The organism is Haloferax profundi (assembly GCF_001469865.1).
Taxonomy (GTDB): Archaea; Halobacteriota; Halobacteria; order Halobacteriales; family Haloferacaceae; genus Haloferax; species Haloferax profundi.
In genome coordinates this window covers 1-16,895 of sequence record NZ_LOPV01000277.1, presented here as the reverse complement: position 1 = coordinate 16,895, position 16,895 = coordinate 1, and the positions used below count along the sequence as shown (strand labels likewise).

General features: G+C 61.8%; 18 protein-coding genes and 1 tRNA gene. 10 read left to right on the top strand and 9 right to left on the bottom strand.

The window, feature by feature from the left end; all coding sequences use genetic code 11:
• Positions 1-808: 808 nt before the first annotated feature.
• From AUR66_RS12055 to AUR66_RS12040, 4 genes are all read right to left on the bottom strand, one after another.
• Positions 809-2,086, bottom strand: a complete 1,278-nt coding sequence (locus tag AUR66_RS12055; RefSeq protein ID WP_058572613.1) for an RNA-guided endonuclease InsQ/TnpB family protein — start codon at positions 2,084-2,086, stop codon at positions 809-811.
• Between the two features lie 276 nt (positions 2,087-2,362).
• Positions 2,363-2,437, bottom strand: a tRNA-Met gene (locus AUR66_RS12050).
• Between the two features lie 60 nt (positions 2,438-2,497).
• Positions 2,498-2,965, bottom strand: coding sequence for a GtrA family protein (locus AUR66_RS12045; protein WP_058572612.1), 468 nt, complete (start codon positions 2,963-2,965; stop codon positions 2,498-2,500).
• Positions 2,958-3,743, bottom strand: coding sequence for a glycosyltransferase (locus AUR66_RS12040; protein WP_058572611.1), 786 nt, complete (start codon positions 3,741-3,743; stop codon positions 2,958-2,960). The genes AUR66_RS12045 and AUR66_RS12040 overlap by 8 nt, the downstream gene beginning before the upstream one ends.
• A 97-nt stretch (positions 3,744-3,840) precedes the next feature.
• Between AUR66_RS12040 and AUR66_RS12035 the strand changes: the two genes are divergently transcribed.
• On the top strand, positions 3,841-6,186 hold the full coding sequence (locus AUR66_RS12035) for a DUF2298 domain-containing protein (protein WP_058572633.1): 2,346 nt from the start codon (positions 3,841-3,843) through the stop codon (positions 6,184-6,186).
• Here AUR66_RS12035 and AUR66_RS12030 read toward each other — a convergent pair.
• On the bottom strand, positions 6,183-6,446 hold the full coding sequence (locus AUR66_RS12030; protein WP_058572610.1) for an HAH_0734 family protein: 264 nt from the start codon (positions 6,444-6,446) through the stop codon (positions 6,183-6,185). The genes AUR66_RS12035 and AUR66_RS12030 overlap by 4 nt on opposite strands.
• A gap of 272 nt (positions 6,447-6,718) precedes the next feature.
• Between AUR66_RS12030 and AUR66_RS12025 the strand changes: the two genes are divergently transcribed.
• From AUR66_RS12025 to AUR66_RS12010, 5 genes are all read left to right on the top strand, one after another.
• The gene (locus AUR66_RS12025) at positions 6,719-7,000 is read left to right on the top strand and encodes a 50S ribosomal protein L44e (protein WP_058572609.1); all 282 of its coding nucleotides are present in this window, start codon (positions 6,719-6,721) and stop codon (positions 6,998-7,000) included.
• Positions 7,001-7,004: 4 nt separating this feature from the next.
• Entirely contained in the window at positions 7,005-7,199 is a 195-nt protein-coding gene (locus AUR66_RS12020; protein WP_058572608.1) for a 30S ribosomal protein S27e, read from the top strand.
• Between the two features lie 18 nt (positions 7,200-7,217).
• On the top strand, positions 7,218-8,018 hold the full coding sequence (locus AUR66_RS12015; protein ID WP_058572607.1) for a translation initiation factor IF-2 subunit alpha: 801 nt from the start codon (positions 7,218-7,220) through the stop codon (positions 8,016-8,018).
• Positions 8,018-8,203, top strand: coding sequence for an RNA-protein complex protein Nop10 (locus AUR66_RS20625; protein ID WP_082682197.1), 186 nt, complete (start codon positions 8,018-8,020; stop codon positions 8,201-8,203). Before AUR66_RS12015 ends, AUR66_RS20625 begins: the two co-directional genes overlap by 1 nt.
• 73 nt (positions 8,204-8,276) lie before the next feature.
• The gene (locus tag AUR66_RS12010; RefSeq protein WP_058572606.1) at positions 8,277-9,041 is read left to right on the top strand and encodes a proteasome assembly chaperone family protein; all 765 of its coding nucleotides are present in this window, start codon (positions 8,277-8,279) and stop codon (positions 9,039-9,041) included.
• 122 nt (positions 9,042-9,163) lie between these two features.
• On the opposite strand, the gene AUR66_RS12005 is transcribed toward AUR66_RS12010, so the two are convergent.
• Positions 9,164-10,063: a PhzF family phenazine biosynthesis protein gene (locus tag AUR66_RS12005; protein ID WP_058572605.1), complete on the bottom strand. Its 900-nt coding sequence runs from the start codon at positions 10,061-10,063 to the stop codon at positions 9,164-9,166.
• A gap of 131 nt (positions 10,064-10,194) precedes the next feature.
• Positions 10,195-10,365, bottom strand: coding sequence for a DUF7563 family protein (locus tag AUR66_RS22015; RefSeq protein WP_449271636.1), 171 nt, complete (start codon positions 10,363-10,365; stop codon positions 10,195-10,197).
• A gap of 210 nt (positions 10,366-10,575) precedes the next feature.
• On the opposite strand from AUR66_RS22015, the gene AUR66_RS12000 reads away from it, so the two are divergent.
• From AUR66_RS12000 to AUR66_RS11985, 4 genes are all read left to right on the top strand, one after another.
• Positions 10,576-11,289 (top strand): phosphoribosyltransferase, encoded by a 714-nt coding sequence (locus AUR66_RS12000; protein WP_058572604.1) that lies wholly within the window; start codon positions 10,576-10,578, stop codon positions 11,287-11,289.
• Between the two features lie 105 nt (positions 11,290-11,394).
• A complete protein-coding gene (locus AUR66_RS11995) occupies positions 11,395-12,366 on the top strand; it encodes an AEC family transporter (protein WP_058572603.1) in 972 nt (323 codons plus the stop codon).
• Between the two features lie 60 nt (positions 12,367-12,426).
• Entirely contained in the window at positions 12,427-13,287 is an 861-nt protein-coding gene (gene mtnP / locus AUR66_RS11990) for an S-methyl-5'-thioadenosine phosphorylase (RefSeq protein WP_058572602.1), read from the top strand.
• 141 nt (positions 13,288-13,428) lie between these two features.
• Positions 13,429-13,803: a CBS domain-containing protein gene (locus tag AUR66_RS11985; RefSeq protein ID WP_197409763.1), complete on the top strand. Its 375-nt coding sequence runs from the start codon at positions 13,429-13,431 to the stop codon at positions 13,801-13,803.
• A 42-nt stretch (positions 13,804-13,845) separates the two neighbouring features.
• Here the strand turns inward: AUR66_RS11985 and AUR66_RS11980 are convergent, their stop codons facing one another.
• Both AUR66_RS11980 and smc read right to left on the bottom strand, forming a co-directional pair.
• On the bottom strand, positions 13,846-14,871 hold the full coding sequence (locus AUR66_RS11980; protein WP_058572601.1) for a segregation and condensation protein A: 1,026 nt from the start codon (positions 14,869-14,871) through the stop codon (positions 13,846-13,848).
• Positions 14,864-16,895 (bottom strand): chromosome segregation protein SMC (gene smc / locus AUR66_RS11975; RefSeq protein ID WP_082682196.1); only part of this gene is annotated, 2,032 nt, incomplete at its 5' end. The genes smc and AUR66_RS11980, both read right to left, overlap by 8 nt.

Genomic DNA, 16,895 nt, shown 5'->3' with positions numbered 1-16,895 from the left:
GAAACCCAAGCCAGAGATGGCCATTAGAAGGCCAGCCACACCCAGTAAATACCCAAATATAGATAGTAACCGAGTCTGGGGAGCATAATGTGGGCTCAATAAAATAGAGATCCAGTTTCGGTTAGGAAGAACTCCAATTTGTGTAGAGAATAACGGAACAACAACGGGGAAATATAAAAAACAAGTAGATATGAGCCCCATCAGGAGGATCTCTTTCCAAGTATTGCTTGAAACTAATTCGTTGGATTTGGACCGAGTTACAGAAAAAAAGTCCGACACGAGGCTATGGCTCTGCCTCGACAACCAGTCAAAGATGGTATAACCTAGCACTAAACTGACAATCACTGGCCCAACAACCCCACCGGGTACGAATATACTCACACCGATGGAGAGCCAGATAAGGAGGTATACTGCAAATACGGCTATGAATGCCGAAAACGAAGCAGACCAGATTCTTATTAGAATCTCTTCTTCACTGAAACTGTCGACACTCATGAATCAATCCATACTACATGAGATAATCATGTTTGCTGAAATGCCTTTTCCACCCCACGAAAGTAATTGGGAATAGCAAGAGGGAGGTTTGAACAAAACGAACCTCGCTACGCTCGGTTTTCTCTTTCAAACTACCTGATGCAATTCCCAGACAAACACGTCGTCGCGGCGGGACAAGAGACGCCGCTTAGGTGTGTAGTTTTCAGGAGAGTAGCGGGAGGTGAACCGTCTCGGGGTCAACCAGTTCGAGACGCGAATGCGTCTCGTCATCCCGGAAAGTACCGTCTTCCGGTGACCCGTGACTTCCCGTGGATTAGTCAGGTACCCCCGCGGCACCATCGGTCTGATAACCTCGAACGGTGTCGTGGGTCACGGTCGGAGCGTCCACAGCTCCCGATGCCTGCCGTCGCACCTTCCTAACAATGGGAAGACTGTTGAGAGCAGGCACATTCCAGTTCTGATGTTTCTCGATGCCTTTCACAGCGATGTTGACACTTGCACCACGGTCGGCGTGGTCTTGGTGGGAGCATGACCGGCACTTAAATCGCTTCTTGTTGCGATTCGCTCTCTCTGTGTATCCACACATAGGACATCGCTGACTCGTGTACTCGGGGTTAATCCATGAGGTCGGAATCCCCTCAAATGACGCTTTGTACGACGTGTAGTATTGGAGGGTGCGGAACGGGAGGTGGTGCAAGCGTCGGTTCATACGCGTACCGTAGTCAATCGAGTCGCGCATCTCTTTGAGGTCTTCAAAGACGATGCACGGCTTCTCGAACTGCTGGGTCCACACCACTATGTGTCGAGACACCTTGTGAAGTCGGTCGCGAACGAATCGTTCCTCACGTCCCTTGAGCGTGTCGTGAGTGCTACTCTTCCCCACATTCTGGACGCGCTTCCGTATCGTGAAGTAGCGGTGGCGCTCGAATTTGATTTCTGGGAAGTCGATAACAAGCGTGTCCTCGACACCATCTTCCGAGAGTGCAGCCAGAGCCACGTTGTCTTCGTTCACGTCCACACCTATGGCGGTCCGTGAGTCCTGCTTGTCTCGGACAGTCCGTTTGGTGTTGGTGACGTTGACGTGCAACTCAGGGGTGCCGTCGTGGAACAAGGCTTCTGCCGTCCCTATCTTCCACTCATCACCTTCGATTGCTGTCTTGAGAATGCCGATGTGAGCGTCCTCGCCTTTGAGGACACCCTTGACGTGCTTGTAGGGCTTTGCACTGATGCGGAACGCCACGTCACCGTCATCAGTGAGCGATAGGTTGTACCCTTCCTCGTAGTTCGATCGGAGCGGATACACACCGTCTTTGGTGTGACTCGGCTGGCCGAAGTCCTCGTACTCGTAGTAATTCTTCATCGCGCCGAGCGCCTTGTCGACAACGCGCTGTGTTGTGTTCTTCACGAGGTCTGCGTCGTCAGCAACATGGTCGGGGATTGCGTCCCAGTCCATGCCCAGTTTGGCGAGACGAATGGTTTCGTTGTACACCGACCGTGATTCGAGACAGGCGTCGTACAACAGGCTCTCGTTGTTACTCTGGATATTGAGTTGGAAGTCCAGAGTCTTGACGAGGGCCTTACCGTCGGTCATTTTCTACGCAATTCTTGATATGTCGTCCTCGTTCAAAACTCTCTGCCAAGTAGAGTGAAAGTAAAGGAGCGTATCAACTTCACTCCCAAGTCAAGTGGTTCGGTCGACGCAGTCTCTCGTGGTCCCGAGGCATTCGCCTTGCTAATCTGTAGAGTTGAACCTCACTCGCAACGCTTCGCGTTGCTCCCTGGTTCAAATCTACTGAGCCATGCGGCCGACCTCGTGGGTCACGCCGAGACGAGACTCGACGTTCAGGAGTTGAGGTCGGCAAAAACATAGCGGGAGGTAGATTTGAACTACCGATCTCCGGGTTATGAGCCCGGCGGAATCTCCTGGCTATCCCATCCCGCTGAATCAACAAAAGCGACGTTCACTGTTAAGGCTTCTGTTTCGCTAGCCGTGTGGCAATTTTCACCGTGAGTCACGGTGACGTGAACCCGCCCCGATACGCCACGTGAAGAGGCTCTCAGCGACGTAGTTCAGGAACATCGACGCACCGATTGCGATGGGAAGCGGGATGAGTTGCCAGAGGTCCACACCGGCGACGGGAATCGTCAGCGGAACCTCTCTGAGTGCGCGGACGACGAGCACCTGTACGGCGAGGCCACCGCTCCTGACGAGGTTCGACTTGACGAACCGACGAACCTTCGCGAGGAGGTGGTCCGACCCCGCATCGGCAAACGTCCAGCGGTCGTTGATGACGAACATCACGACGATGGCGACTTCCGCGCCGGCGAGTTTGGCAACCTCGCCGACGACGTCGAAGACGACGATGAGCAGGCTACTCACCGTGAGGTCGAACATCGCGCCGACAGCACCGACAGAGGCGAACTTCCCGAAGCGGGCACCAGAGAGGAGCGCAGACAACCGATTAGTCATCCATGACCTCGCACGAGGCGTCCTCGACGAGGGTTCGCTCGTCGTTGCGGGCGGCGATGAACTCGTGGAGTCTGTCCTCTCGAATCGTCCGCGCGCGGTGCCGTGACCGAAGGAGGCCACGACCCATCTTGAGCGTCGTGTCGATGGGTGAGACGGTCGAATTCGGCTGGTCTTCCCAGACGACCGGGACTTCGACGATTCGGTGGTCGAACGCGCCCGAGACGGCGATGAGTTCGATGTCCCACGCGAATCCGGGTTCGTACAGGTGGGTCCGCACGTCGGCCCACGCGTCTGCGGTGATGGCCTTCGCGCCACACTGGTAGTCGTAGAGTGGAACCTCGGTGAGATGGCGTGCCAACCACGCGAACCCGTCGCCGAGATAGCGACGGGCGACAGTCTGGTGCGAGGCGACGGTTGCGTCCGGGTGGCGTCGGGACCCGACTGCGAGGTCAGCGCCGTCGTGGACGGCGTCGACGACCCGTGCCATGGACTCGGCAGGGGTGCTCCCGTCGGCGTCCGCGAACGCGAGGATGTCGGTGTCGAGGGCTTCGAACCCCGCGGTGATGGCCGCGCCCTTTCCGCGGCGGGCGTCGACGGGGTTCACAGTCACGACTGCGGGGAGGGAATCGAGGGCGTCGAGGGTCGCCGACCGCGGCGCGTCGAGTTCGACTCGGACCACCTCGGGGTCGAGTTCCTCGACGAGGGCGTGGACGTACGGGACCAGACGATCGGGGTTCGGTCGATAGGCTGGGACCACGACCCCGACAGACTGCGACATGCACGACCATTCTTCGAACGGGGTAAAAAGCAAACCGCTCTCGCGCGCACACGTCATCCACAACACGTATTGTGTCGGCCGAACCTTCCTCGGACAGATGGAGTACGCCCTCGTGGTCCGTTGGCTGGTGATGTTCGCGGCCCTCTGGGCAGTCGGGCTTCCGCTCTCGACCCGCCTGTTCCGCCGCCTCCCCGGTCACGGCGCTGGATTCACGCTCCCCGTATCGCTCGTGGTCGTGACCCTCCCGGTCTACTACGTCGGCCACCTCTCGTTCGGTCCCGCCGCACTCCTCGTCGGTCTCGGCGTCCTCGTCGCTGCGGCGGCACTGACCGGTCTCGACCGCTCTGCACTCCGGGACGGCGAGATTCGTCTCGCGTCCGACCTCGACATCGACAGGCGAGCAGTCGCAGAAGCGGCCGCAGTGTTCGTCGTCGCCTTCTTGTTCGCCGTTGCCCTCCGCGCACTCGACCCGGCCGTCCACGCCGGCGGTGGCGAGAAGTTCCTCGACTTCGGTCTCCTCCAGTCGCTCTCTCGTGCGACGGTCTTGCCCCCCGAAGACATGTGGTTCGCTGGCGAACCAGTTCGCTACTACTACGGCGGCCACCTCGTGTCGATTCTCTTGGCGTGGCTCACAGGGACCGAACCCGAGTTCGCCTACAACCTCGCACTCGCGGGGTTCTTCGGATTCCTCGTCACGGCGGCGTTCGAACTCGGGCGGAGTATCTCGGCCGCCGCCGACGCGGACGGCGTGCTCGGTGGCCTCCTCGCCGCGTTCTTCGTCGGGTTCGCCAGCAACCTCGTCACGGCAGGCCGCTTCCTCATTCTCGCTCTCCCCGAAGGGTTCCGACGGCCACTCGCGCAATCCGTCGCCGAGCGCTCACGGTACACCGTCTCGGAGCTTCTCGCGGGGGCAAACGAGTTCTCGTATTGGGACGCCAGTCGCGTCATCCCCGGCACTATCAACGAGTTCCCACTGTTCGCGTGGCTCAACGGGGACCTCCACGCACACATGATGGGCACGCCGTTCTTGCTCCTCGCCGCCGGCATCGCGTTCGCGTACTTCTCGACCCCCGAAGATGCAGTCTGGGAGCGTCGTCGTCTCGTCGGCGTCACGGCCCTCGTTGGCGGACTGCAAGTGGTCGTCGATACGTGGAGTTTCCCGTCTGTGTTCGGTGTCCTCTTCCTCGGGATGGTCTTCGCGCCCGCACGCCCGTGGACACTTCTTCCCGGTCGTGAGCGCCTCCGAACGGTCGCAGAGCGTACCCCAGTCACCAGCGAGGTGGCTCGACTCGTCGGCACGACAGTCGTCGTCGGCCTCGCGGGTGTCCTCGCCGTCGTTCTCGCGAGTCCGTTCCTCCTCGGGAGTGTCGCCGGCGGCGGGAGCACCCGGACGATAGAGATTCTCGCGCCGGCCGAGCGAAGTGGCTTCAGCGTCCTGCTGCTCGTTCACGGGGCGTTCATCGGCGCGTTCGCGCTCCACTACGCGCGAGAACTCGGTGCACGACAGGTCGCACCGGTCGTCGTCGGCCTCGTCGCCGTGACGGCCGTCGCAGTCGTACACTCCTTCGCGGCGCTTGCACTCGTCGTGCCGTTCGTCGTCGTCGGGTGGGTCCTCCTCAGACTGCGTGACAATCCGACGTTCGACACCGTGCTCGTCGTCGCCGGCGCGGGTCTCGTGACACTCGTCGAAGTCGTCTTCGTGAACGAGCAGGCTGGGCCGGGGCGGATGAACACGGTGTTCAAGACCTACATGCAGGTGTGGGTCCTCTGGGGGAGCGCGATGGGGCCGGTCCTCGCAAGATTCGTCCGCGACGCGGCCGACACGACTGACCTGTCGCTCCCGAAAATCGACTTTCACGTCCGCGCAGGCGCGATTCGCGGTGTCGGCATCGCCGTCGTCGCCTTGCTCGTCGCGTCCACGTCGGTCTACGCCGGCCTCGCCGTCGCCGACCACACACAAAACCCTCGTCAAGAGACGACGCTCGACGCGACGGCGTTCGTCGAGTGGTACCACCCAGACGAAGACACGGCGATAACGTGGCTCGACGAAGACGTCGAGGGGACGCCGACCATCCTCACAGCGCCCGGAACGGAGTGGTCCGCGACGCTCGACGACCAACGAGAGTACGTCATGTACGCGTGGCGCGGGAACCCCGAATCGAGTCTCACCGGCGTGCCGACAGTCGCTGGGTGGGCACACGAAGTGGGCTACCGCGGCCCCGACGCCTACTACGACCGGGTCCGCGACGTGGACGCGATGTACGTGGGTAACGAGTCGACCCGGGCGCGCCTCATCGAGAGCTACGACGTGCAGTACGTCTGGGTCGGCCCGGGCGAACGCGCGCGCTACGGAGAGATAGCGACCGACGTCCCGTGGCTGACGCCGGTGCACCGCTCGGGGTCGGTCGTGGTCTACGAAGTAGAAGAAGCGAGGCTGCCTTAGGCGACCTGGCCGCTCTTACGAACGACCTCGATAGCCTCAGCGTCGACGCCCTCGGTCTCCAGCCAGTGAGGGACGTACTCGCGCTTCTCGAATGCCTCGCGCTCGTCCTCGGTCCCGACGGTGCACCACAGTTGGACGCGGTCCGGACCGTGCCAGTCGCCCTGACGGTCGATGGAGAAGCAGACGTACTCTTCGCCGTCGTAGTTGATGACGGCGTCGCGCCGAATGCCGGGGTCGCCGTGGATGATGAGCTTCTTCATGTGCCGGGATTGGCACAGTCATTGCTTAATCGCTTCGGCTTCCGCCTTGCAGATGGGACTCCAGCCGAGAATTCTCTGTTCGGCGTGCCCGCGCTCGACGACCGACCCCTCCGAATAGTGGGCGTCTCCGAGTGCTGATGGTCGGCTCGGCTCGTGGTCTGCCCACACGTGCCACAGCGCCCCGCGACGGCGTCGAACGCGGGTCTGGGCGTCGCGGCGAACCAAACGGGTTTTAACGGGCGACACCAAATCCCTCCACAAGGTCGATATCTATGCAGATGCCACGCCGTTTCAACACGTATTGCCCCAACTGTAAGGGCCACCACGAGCACGAAGTCGAGAAAGTCCGCAAAGGCCGTCCGACCGGCATGAAGTGGAACGCCCGTCAGACCCGACGCGGAAAGGCGACCATCGGTAACGCCGGTAAGTTCTCCAAGGTGCCCGGTGGCGACAAGCCGACGAAGAAGACCCACCTGAAGTACATCTGCTCGGACTGTGGCAAGGCGCACATGCGCAAGGGATGGCGAGCAGGCCGTCTCGAATTCCAGGAGTAAACACATGGCAGGAAATTTCTACAAAGTCGCGTGCAGTGACTGTGAAAACGAACAAATCGTCTTCGGAAAGGCCTCCTCGGTCGTCAACTGTGCCGTCTGTGGCACGACCCTCGCGACCCCGACCGGCGGAAACGCCGAGTTCCACGGCGAGGTCGTCGAGACGGTCGAGCGTCGCGAGAGCGACGAACTAGAGGCGTAACGTCCCGGAGGATTCCTCATGAAGTACAGCGGATGGCCTGACTCCGGCGAACTCGTCGTCGGAAAGGTAGACGACATTACGGACTTCGGTGTCTTCGTCGACCTCGAAGAGTACGAAGACAAACGTGGCCTGTGCCACATCAGCGAAGTCGCCAGCGGATGGATCAAGAACGTCCGCGACCACGTCCGCGAGGGACAGACGGTCGTCGCCAAGGTGCTCGAGGTCAACGAGAGTTCCCAGCAGATAGACCTCTCTATCAAGGACGTCAACGAGCACCAGCGTAAAGAGAAGATTCAGGAGTGGAAGAACGAGCAGAAGGCGGACAAGTGGATGGCCCTCGCGTTCGGCGAGGACATCGACGACGAGCAGTACGGTGCGATTGCGAACGCCCTGCTCGCCGAATACGACTCGCTCTACGACGGATTCGAGCAGGCCGCCATCCACGGCGCTGAAGCACTCGAAGACGTCGACCTCGACGACGACGAAATCGACGTCATCGTCGACACGGCACGACAGAACGTCTCGGTGCCGTACGTCAACGTCACCGGCTACGTCGACCTGCGTTCGCCCGCGGGCGACGGCGTCGACGACGTGAAAGAGGCGCTGAAGGCCGCCGAAGGCGACGGCGAAGTCAGCGACGAAATCGAACTGACGGTCACCTACGTCGGCGCACCCGAGTACCGCATCAAGGTGAAAGCGCCCGACTACAAGACCGCTGAATCAGAACTCGACGCGAGCGTCGCCCGCGCCCGCGAAGCCATCGAGTCGAAAGGTGGCACCGCATCGTACCACCGCGAACGAAGCGGCGACGACGAGTAATGAAATCTGACATCCGGGTGTGTAGCGCGTGGCGAGGCCGCCACGACCGCCCGGTGTACACGCTCTCTTCTTCTTGTCCGGAGTGCGACGCACCCACAGAGAATAGCGCGCCCGCACCGTACAACCCCGAGGACACGTACGGCGAGTACCGGCGTGCGCGAAAGCGACGCACTGCCGACGAGTAGTGCGCCGCCGCCGAGGAGTCGAGACCGTTCGGCTACCGACGCCCTCTTAACCGGTGCGTTCGGCACTACGTGCATGGACGACATCGAAATCGAGGCAGTCGCAGAGGCCGACCTCTCGAATCCGGTCTTCGTCGAGGGGCTTCCGGGTGTCGGGAACGTCGGGAAACTCGCCGTCGAGCACCTGCTCGAAGAGTTCGAGGACGCGACGTTGGTCCGGCGCATCTACGCCGACGTGTTCCCCCCACAGGTCGGACTCGAAGACGGCGTCGCCGAGTTGACCCACGCAGAAATCCACGCCGTCGAGACGCCCGGTGAGGGTCCAGACCTCCTCTTACTCACGGGTGACCACCAGGCACAGTCCAACGAGGGGCACTACCACCTCACCGACGCCTTCCTCGACGTGGCCGAGGAGTTCGGTGCCGAACGACTGTTCGCGCTGGGCGGCGTCCCCACCGGCGAACTCGTCGACGAACCGTCGGTCCTCGGGGCCGTCACCGACGAATCCCAACTCGACGAACTCGAAGACGTCGGCGTCGAGTTCCGCGACGGCGAGCCGGCAGGCGGCATCGTCGGCGTCTCCGGTCTCCTCCTCGGCCTCGGTGGTCGCCGTGGCTTCGAAGCGGCGTGCCTGATGGGCGAGACGAGCGGTTACCTCGTCGACCCGCACAGCGCACAGGTCGTCATCGAGGTGTTGCAGGACCTCCTCGAGTTCAGCGTCGACTTCGAAGCCCTCGAAGACCGGGCAGAGGAGATGAAAGAAGTCGCTGCGAAGATTCAAGAGATGCAGCAGCAACAACAGGGACTGCCGAGCGACGACGACCTGCGGTACATCGGGTAAGCACCGTCGGAAGCGAACGGCCGAAGCACACATCTCGTCCCGACCGAAGCGTCCACTTCGGGCTGGTCGAGGCGTCCGCCCTCGGAACGCAGTCGAAGCACCGACTGTCGGTATCTGGGGCGTTACGCCTCGATGATGTCGTCGGTGTCGAATTCAGGAATCGTCACTTCTCCATCGAGCGACTGCACCGCACGACCACCGACTCGTATCTGCTCACCGACCGTGACACGGACGAGACTCGGCCGGTCCACGAAGTGGCCCTGTTCGAACCGGAGTTCGTCCGGGACCGAGTCGAACGCCCCGACCTGTCGGAGGTACGCACCGCAGGCACCACTGGCGGTGCCAGTCGCGGGGTCCTCGGTGATGCCGACACCCGGCGCGAAACAACGGGCGTGGAGAGTCGAGTCGGCGTCGATGGCGTCGAAGGTGAACGCGTAGACACCCGCAGCGTCGTGTTCTGCGGCGAACTCCGCGATGGCATCCATATCGGGCGCGGCCGAAGAGAGGTGTTCGAGGAAGTTCACCGGGACGACGACGAAGGGAAGGCCCGTCGATGCGAGGGCGACCGGAAGGTCGGCACCGACGTCGCGGAGGGAAGCCACGTCGACGCCCAACATCTCTGCGATTCGGTCGTAGTCGACGTCGAGTGGACGAACCGTCGCCGTGTCCTGCGTCATCCAGACTTCTCCGAGTTCACCGATTTCGATGTCGAGTGTCCCGACGTTCGTCTCGAGGGTGTGCGTCCCCGGTTCGATGGTGCGTTCGGCCGCGAGGTGTGCGTGCGCTGCGATGGTCGCGTGGCCACAGAGGTCGATCTCCTGTGTCGGCGTGAAGTAGCGGATTCGACGGTCCGCACTCGCCGAGGAACAGACGAACGCTGTCTCACTCGCGCCGAGTTCGGCCGCGACGGCGCGCATCTGTTCTGCGTCGAGTCCGTCGGCGTCGGGGACGACGCCGGCGACATTTCCGGACAGTGGTTCGGTCGTAAATGCGTCGACGAGAAGGGCGCGTCGGCGGTCCATGGGAGTGCGCACTACACGACACTGTATCAAACCCGTGGGTCGGCAGTCGGTCACTCTCCGTCAGCGGGTGAAAATGGAGGGTCGAAAGAGGCGATGCGGGGACCAGAGGGGTGCGTCAGTCAGGAACCCTGTTACGCACGAGTCCACCGGACTCGACTACTCTGGGCAGCAGCACCGTCGCCCTGCATCACTTCTCGCATGTTCATGCAGGCGGGACAACCGACGACTTCGTCCATATCGTTGCCGAAGACGCGGACGAAATCTCGGGACACGAACTCACCACAGTTACCGCACGTGTGCATTGTTTGATCACCAACGAACTCGGGTACTCCCCGACTCACTATAACTATGACCCTTGTTAGCATGCGTTATGAAATTCCTGACGTGACAAATTCGACGTTAATGGTATCATAATCGGATGATTCACGCATTGTGACTGTTCCACACCCTCGGGACGAGTCGTACAGATTAAAGGGCGTCAGGCTCCCCACTACGGACGGTGAACCGAAGACATGGGCAATCTCCCCGACGAATTTAAGTGCACCATCACAAACTGGGAGTACATCTACGGACTCTGTCGTGACGTCTCGGACGACGTGAAGTCGTCCGAGTTCGAACCCGAGGTCATCGTCGCGCTGGCACGCGGCGGTTGGTTCGCGGGGCGCTGTATCTGTGACTTCGTCGGGCTCGACGACCTGACGAGCCTCAAGATGGAGCACTACGTCGGCACTGCTCAGAAGTCCAACGAACCAGAAGTACGCTACCCGATGCCAGAGGGAAGCGTCGAAGGCAAAGACGTGCTCATCATCGACGACATCGCCGACACCGGCGGGTCCATCAAGCGCGCGTACGAGTACGTGACCGACAGAAACGCGGGCGAAGTCCGCACCGCGACGCTCCAACTCCTCCAGACGAGCGAGTTCGAACCCGACTACGTGGGCGAGCGTCTCGAAGAGTGGGCGTGGGTCGTCTACCCGTGGAACTTCATCGAGGACATGATAGACCTCACCTCGGGTGTCATGTCGAAGGCCGACGAAGAGACCTTCGAACTCGACGACATCCGTCACTACCTCTCGGAGTACCACGACGTCGACCGCATCGAGATGGAGATTGCCCAACCCGACCGCATGGAGGAAGTCATCACGGAGATGGAACGACGCGGTGTCGTCGAATCCACTGGCGACGGTGCGTGGCGTCTCCTCGAAAACGACGGCGTCGGTGCCTAATCAGCGCGCCGAATCTCCGCCGTAAGGAGACCGAAACCGTTCGGCCTCCGACTGTTTCGCGAGAGAAGCGAAACGTTGGTGAGTGTAACCGCCGTCGCCACAGCCATGTCGCTTCTGTCTATCTTCGTCACGGCCCTGCTGCCGATTCTCGCTATCGGCGCAGTTGGCTTCCTCTTAGGGCGGACCCGCGACATCGACCCGGACCCTCTCAACACCGTGACGGTGTACGTCCTCGCGCCGGCACTCGTCTTCTATAGCCTCGCGACGACCGAACTCGCCGGTTCGACGCTGGCGACCATCACTGTCGGTGTCGTCGTCTACCACGTCGTGATGATTCTCGTCGCCGGCGGTATCGCCCGACTCGCTGGTCTCTCGGAACCCCTCCTCGGCGCACTCGTCCTCGTCTCTGCCTTCCCGAACTCGGGAAACTACGGTATCCCAGTCACCTCCTTTGCCTTCGGCGACACCGGACGCTCCACTGCTGTCGTCTACCTCGCCGTCCAGGGCGTCCTCATCTACACGGTCGGTGTCTACATCGCGGGACGGGGTGCATCCGGCGGTGACGACGGCCCGGCAGCGTGGCGCGTCGGTATCACTCGTGTCCTCAGGATTCCGCTCGTGTACGCCGTCGTCGCAGCACTCGCCGCCCGGTGGCTTGGCGTCGTCCCACCGACGGACATCGCCGCGATGCAGACGCTCAAACTCGTCGGTGACTCCTCGATTCCGGTCATGCTCCTCATCCTCGGCATCCAACTCGCCGGCGCTGACCTCGGGTCGACACTCAGAGAAGTCGGCCTCGTCGCCGGACTGAAGATGGTCGTCGCACCCGCAATCGCGGTCGGAATCGCTCTCGTCGCCGGCTTTGGCGAGCCAATCGTCGCGCGGACGTTCGTCCTCGAATCGGCGATGCCCGCCGCGGTGACGCCGCTCATCCTCGTCGGTGAGTTCGGTGACACGAGTGGGTCGACGGTCAACCTCGCGGAGTTCGTCTCCGCTGCCGTCTTCGCGACGACGCTCCTCAGCGTCCCGATACTCTCGGTCCTCATCTTCCTCCTCGACGCCGGCGTCGTCGTGTAGTCGTCCACACCGAACAGGCCGATTCGCCACGATTTTGTGCGCTCTCCCCCTCGTTCGGGTATGAAAATCGGATTTATCGGCGGCAGCGGCATCTACGAAGCACTGCCCCTCGAGAACACGCGCGAAGAACCGGTCGACACACCCTTCGGCGAACCCTCCACGACACCAATCGTTGGTGAGTTCGGCGACACTGGCCGCGAAGTCGTCTTCCTCCCACGACACGGACCCGACCACCAGCACTCGCCGACGACGCTCCCGTACCGTGCGAACATCTTCGCACTGAAGAAACTCGGCGTCACGCACATCCTCGCCAGCAACGCCGTCGGCAGTCTGAAAGAAGACCTGCCACCGCAGACGCTCGTCGTCCCCGACCAGATTTACGACCGCACGAAACACCGCCCCCTGACGTTCTTCGACGAGGGAATCGTCGTCCACCAACCCTTCGCGATGCCGTACGACGAAGAACTCGTCTCCATCCTCGCCGAGGCGGCAGAAGAAGCGACGGACGCCAACGTGCAGGAAGGCGGAACCTACGTCTGCATCGAAGGCCCATCGTACTCCACGAAAGCCGAGAGCGAACACTACCGCGCGCAAGGGTGGGACATCATCGGCATGACCACGATTCCAGAGGCGAAACTCGCTCGCGAGGCTGAAATCGCCTACGCGACCATCACCGGCGTCACCGACTACGACGTGTGGAAGGAAGAGAGCGAAGTCACCCTCGACGAGGTGCTGAAGAACGCCGCCGCCAACGAGGAAGCAATCAAGGAGACTGTCGAGGCCGCCATCCGCAAGATTCCCGACGACCACGAGACGGACAGTCACTCCGCCCTCGAAGGCACTATCAACACACCCGACGAGGCCATCCCAGCGGAGACGAAGGAGAAACTCGCACCACTCATCGAGCAGTACGTCGAGTGAGTGAGTGAGTGAGGACGGGTGTCTCGACAGGCGGAACGGGTATCTTTCTGCGGACACCTCACACCGAGAACAGACGACGGTGCAAACGTGTACTCACAGATGGGTGAACGTTCATAACCCTCCGGCCCCGTCGTCTACGGAATGAGTTCTACTGACAGAGTCAAAGTCGAAGACGTGATGTCCACACCGCTGGAGACGATTTCGAAGGACGCGACGGTACGGGAGGCGGCCCAGCAGATGCGTGAGAAGGATATCAGCGCCCTGGTCGTCCGGACCACGCCACGGGCGATTATCAGCAGTACGGACGTACTCGATGCCGTCGCAGACGGCCAGAACGTCTCGGAGTTACCGGTGACTGACGTGATGACGACCGATGTCGAAACTGCCACCCCTGACCTCTACATGGAAGAAGTCGCCGCGATGATGACCACTTACGGTATCAAACACCTCCCGGTCGTCGACGACGACTACGTCGGGATGGTCTCCTCGACAGACGTTGCTGCCCACCTGTCGTAAGCAGAACCACCGAAACCTGCAGTCGTCGACAGTACCACGTCCTCAGTCGTCGGCGACTGCTTCGACTTCTTGTTCACCGTCTGTCTCGCCATCTAGCGTCGCATCGTGGTCGGGCGAGGCGTCGAACACCTCGGGATTCCGTATCCAGAGGTCACCGAACAGTTCGTCCTGTTGGAGGTAGACAGTGCTCCTGTGTGCGAGGAACAACAGCGCGAGGTACGTCGTCATCACGGTGTCTGCGACGTGGCGAATCTCTCGGAAGAGCACCTCGTCGCGACCCTTCTCGTAGTGTTCTGCGAGCACGTCGCCGACTTCCTCGACGATTGCTTCGATGTCCTCGTTGTGGGCCGTGCCGGTCACGTCGTCTTCTGTCGGTTCGCCAGCGCCGCGCATGTCGCCCGCGGCGTGGTAGTCGAGCGTCTGCGTCCCGCGAGAAAACCCTCGGGGTGATTCGGAGGTGTCGTACTCACGCCGGCGCTTCCACCACGACCCGCGCTCTGCTTCGCGGAGTTCGTGGACGAGTTCGTCCAGCGTCTCCGGCGACCCACGGGCATGTTTGCGTTCGAGGCGGCGGTCCATCTCCGCTTCCAGTGACGCGATGGGGTCGAATCCGGGGGCGCCGTCGTCGTCCGGATGGTCGCCCTCTGCGCCGCCCTGCATGGCGAGTTCCCACGGCTCGAGTTCCTCTTCGTCCGGTTCGTCCGGTGCGAGGAGTTCGTCCGACTTCATCCGCAAGAGGACGCTCGCGTAGAACAGTGCTCGCCCGGTGGTCCGGAGGTCCATCGCGTCGAGTCGTTCGAGGAAAGCGTCCGTGACCTCGACGATGTCGATGTCCCACGGGTCGATGTCTCCCTCTTTGGCGAGTTGGACGAGCAGTTCGACGGGTTCGACTTCGTCGTCGTCGGACTCTGACACGTCGTCTGGGAGGACGTCGTCTACCGACCCCGCTTGGGGTGCGTCGGTCCCCTCGTCGTCGAAAGCCGCGTCGCCAGAGAACTGAAACGTCTCACTGTCGTCGGACTCGCCGCGGTCCCGCGTCAGGTTGAGTTCCGGGATGTCGTCAGTCATCCGCCGGAACCTCCGGTTCCGTCACGGTCCCGTCTCCGCCGTCACCACCGTCGCCGTCTCCGTCGTCGGGGCCGTCGCTGCCGCTGGTATCGTCGCCAGCATCACCGTCGGTTCCGGCTCCGTCTTCCGAGTCACCGCCCTCACCGCCGCCGAACTGGATGCCAGTGACGGCGCTGACGTTGTCGCCTTGCATGGTCACACCGATTGCGCGCTCGGCGCGTTCGAGCAGGGCAGAACGGTGTGAGACGACGACGAACTGCGCGTCGCCGGCCAAGTCGTCGACCATCTGGCCGACGCGTTCGGCGTTCGCGGCGTCGAGGAAGGCGTCGACTTCGTCGAGTGCGTAGAACGGGGCGGGATTGTGTCGCTGGATGGCGAAGATGAACGCGAGCGCCGTCAGCGACTTCTCGCCGCCGGACATCGCGTCGAGGCGCTGAATCGGCTTGTCGCCGGGTTGTGCCTTCATCGTCAGCCCCTCTTCGAACGGGTCTTCGGGGTTCTCCAAGTGGAGGTGTCCGGTCCCGTTCGAGAGTCGCTCGAAGATGTCGGTGAAGTTCTCGGCGATGGCGTCGAACGACTCCATGAACGTCTGTTTCTTCTGCGACTCGTACTGCTCGATGCGCTCTTGGATGGCGTCACGCTCTTCGACCAGCACGTCACGGCGTTCTTGAAGGTCTTCGAGGTCGGCCTTCACGTCGTCGTACTCGTCGATTGCGAGCATGTTGACCGGTTCGAGCGCCTCCATCTCTTCGGTGAGACGTTCGATTTCGGATTCGACCGTGCTGTGGTCAGGAATCGATTCGGGGTCGTAGTCGCCGACCTGCGATTCGAGTTCGTCTATCTCCCACTCGAGGCGTTCTGCGGCAGACTGGAGGCTCTCGAGTTTGGATTCGACGGCGTTGACGCGGTCTTTCTTCTCGTCGCGGGCGGTGCGCGCCTCACGGAGGTCTCCTTGGAGTTCTCGGCGGTCATCTTTGAGGTCGACCAGTTCCTCTTCGAGTTCCGCGACGGCCTCGCGTTTGGCTTCGAGGTCGTCTTCGCGGTCTTCTATCTTCGACTCGGCGTCCGTGATTGTCTCGCGCGCCTCGGCCTTGCGGTTCTGGGCGGCCTCGACCGTGTCGTGGAGGTCGTCCACCGCGTCTTCGGCGTACTGTTTCTCCAGTTGAATCTCGTTGAGGCGGCCATCGAGCGTGCCCATCCGGTCTTCTAAGTCGTCGATGTCGGCGCGAATCTCGTCGGCGCGGCCGGTGAGTTCCGGAATCTCGGAGTCAGCGAGTTCGCGCTCGATGTCCTCAATGTCGGACTCGACAGTGGCGATTTTCTCGTCGTACTCGGCGATTTCGTCGTCGAGGTCGGACATCTGCTCGTCGACCGACTCACGCTCCGACTGGAGTTCGTCGAGTCGGTCGTTCAGCCGGTCGATTTCGGCCTCCGCGTTCTCGATATCCTCCTCGGCGTCTTCGATTTCGCGCTCAATCGCGCGAACCTGATCTGCCGCGTCGGAGGCCCGCCCACGGGCGTCTTCCAAGTCGTCGTCGATGTCGCGGATTTCGCTGTTGAGCGACCGGCGACGGTCTTCGAGTGTGGTAATCTCCTTGGCGATGCGTTCGAGGCGTCCCTCGCCCGACTTCGAGAAGGAGTAGCGAGACCCGCCACCGGACCCTCCGGTCATCGCGCCGGAGCGTTCGACTAAGTCGCCGTCGAGGGTGACCATGCGGTAGTCACCCATCAGATCGCGGGCGGTCTGCATGTCCTCGACGACGAGTGTCGACCCGAGGACGTACGAGAAGATGGACTCGTACTGGGCGTCGTAGTCGACGAGGTTGCGAGCGAAGTCCACGACACCCGAATGCGACGGTTTGCGCGGCAGGCCGCGGTTGTCCATCTTCGTGATGGGCAGGAACGTCGCGCGACCCGCGTTGCGGGACTTCAAGTGGTCGATACAGGACGACCCCACGCCGTCGTCGTCGACGACGACGTTCGCGAGGCGGCCACCGGCGGCCGTCTCACAGGCCTTCGCGTAC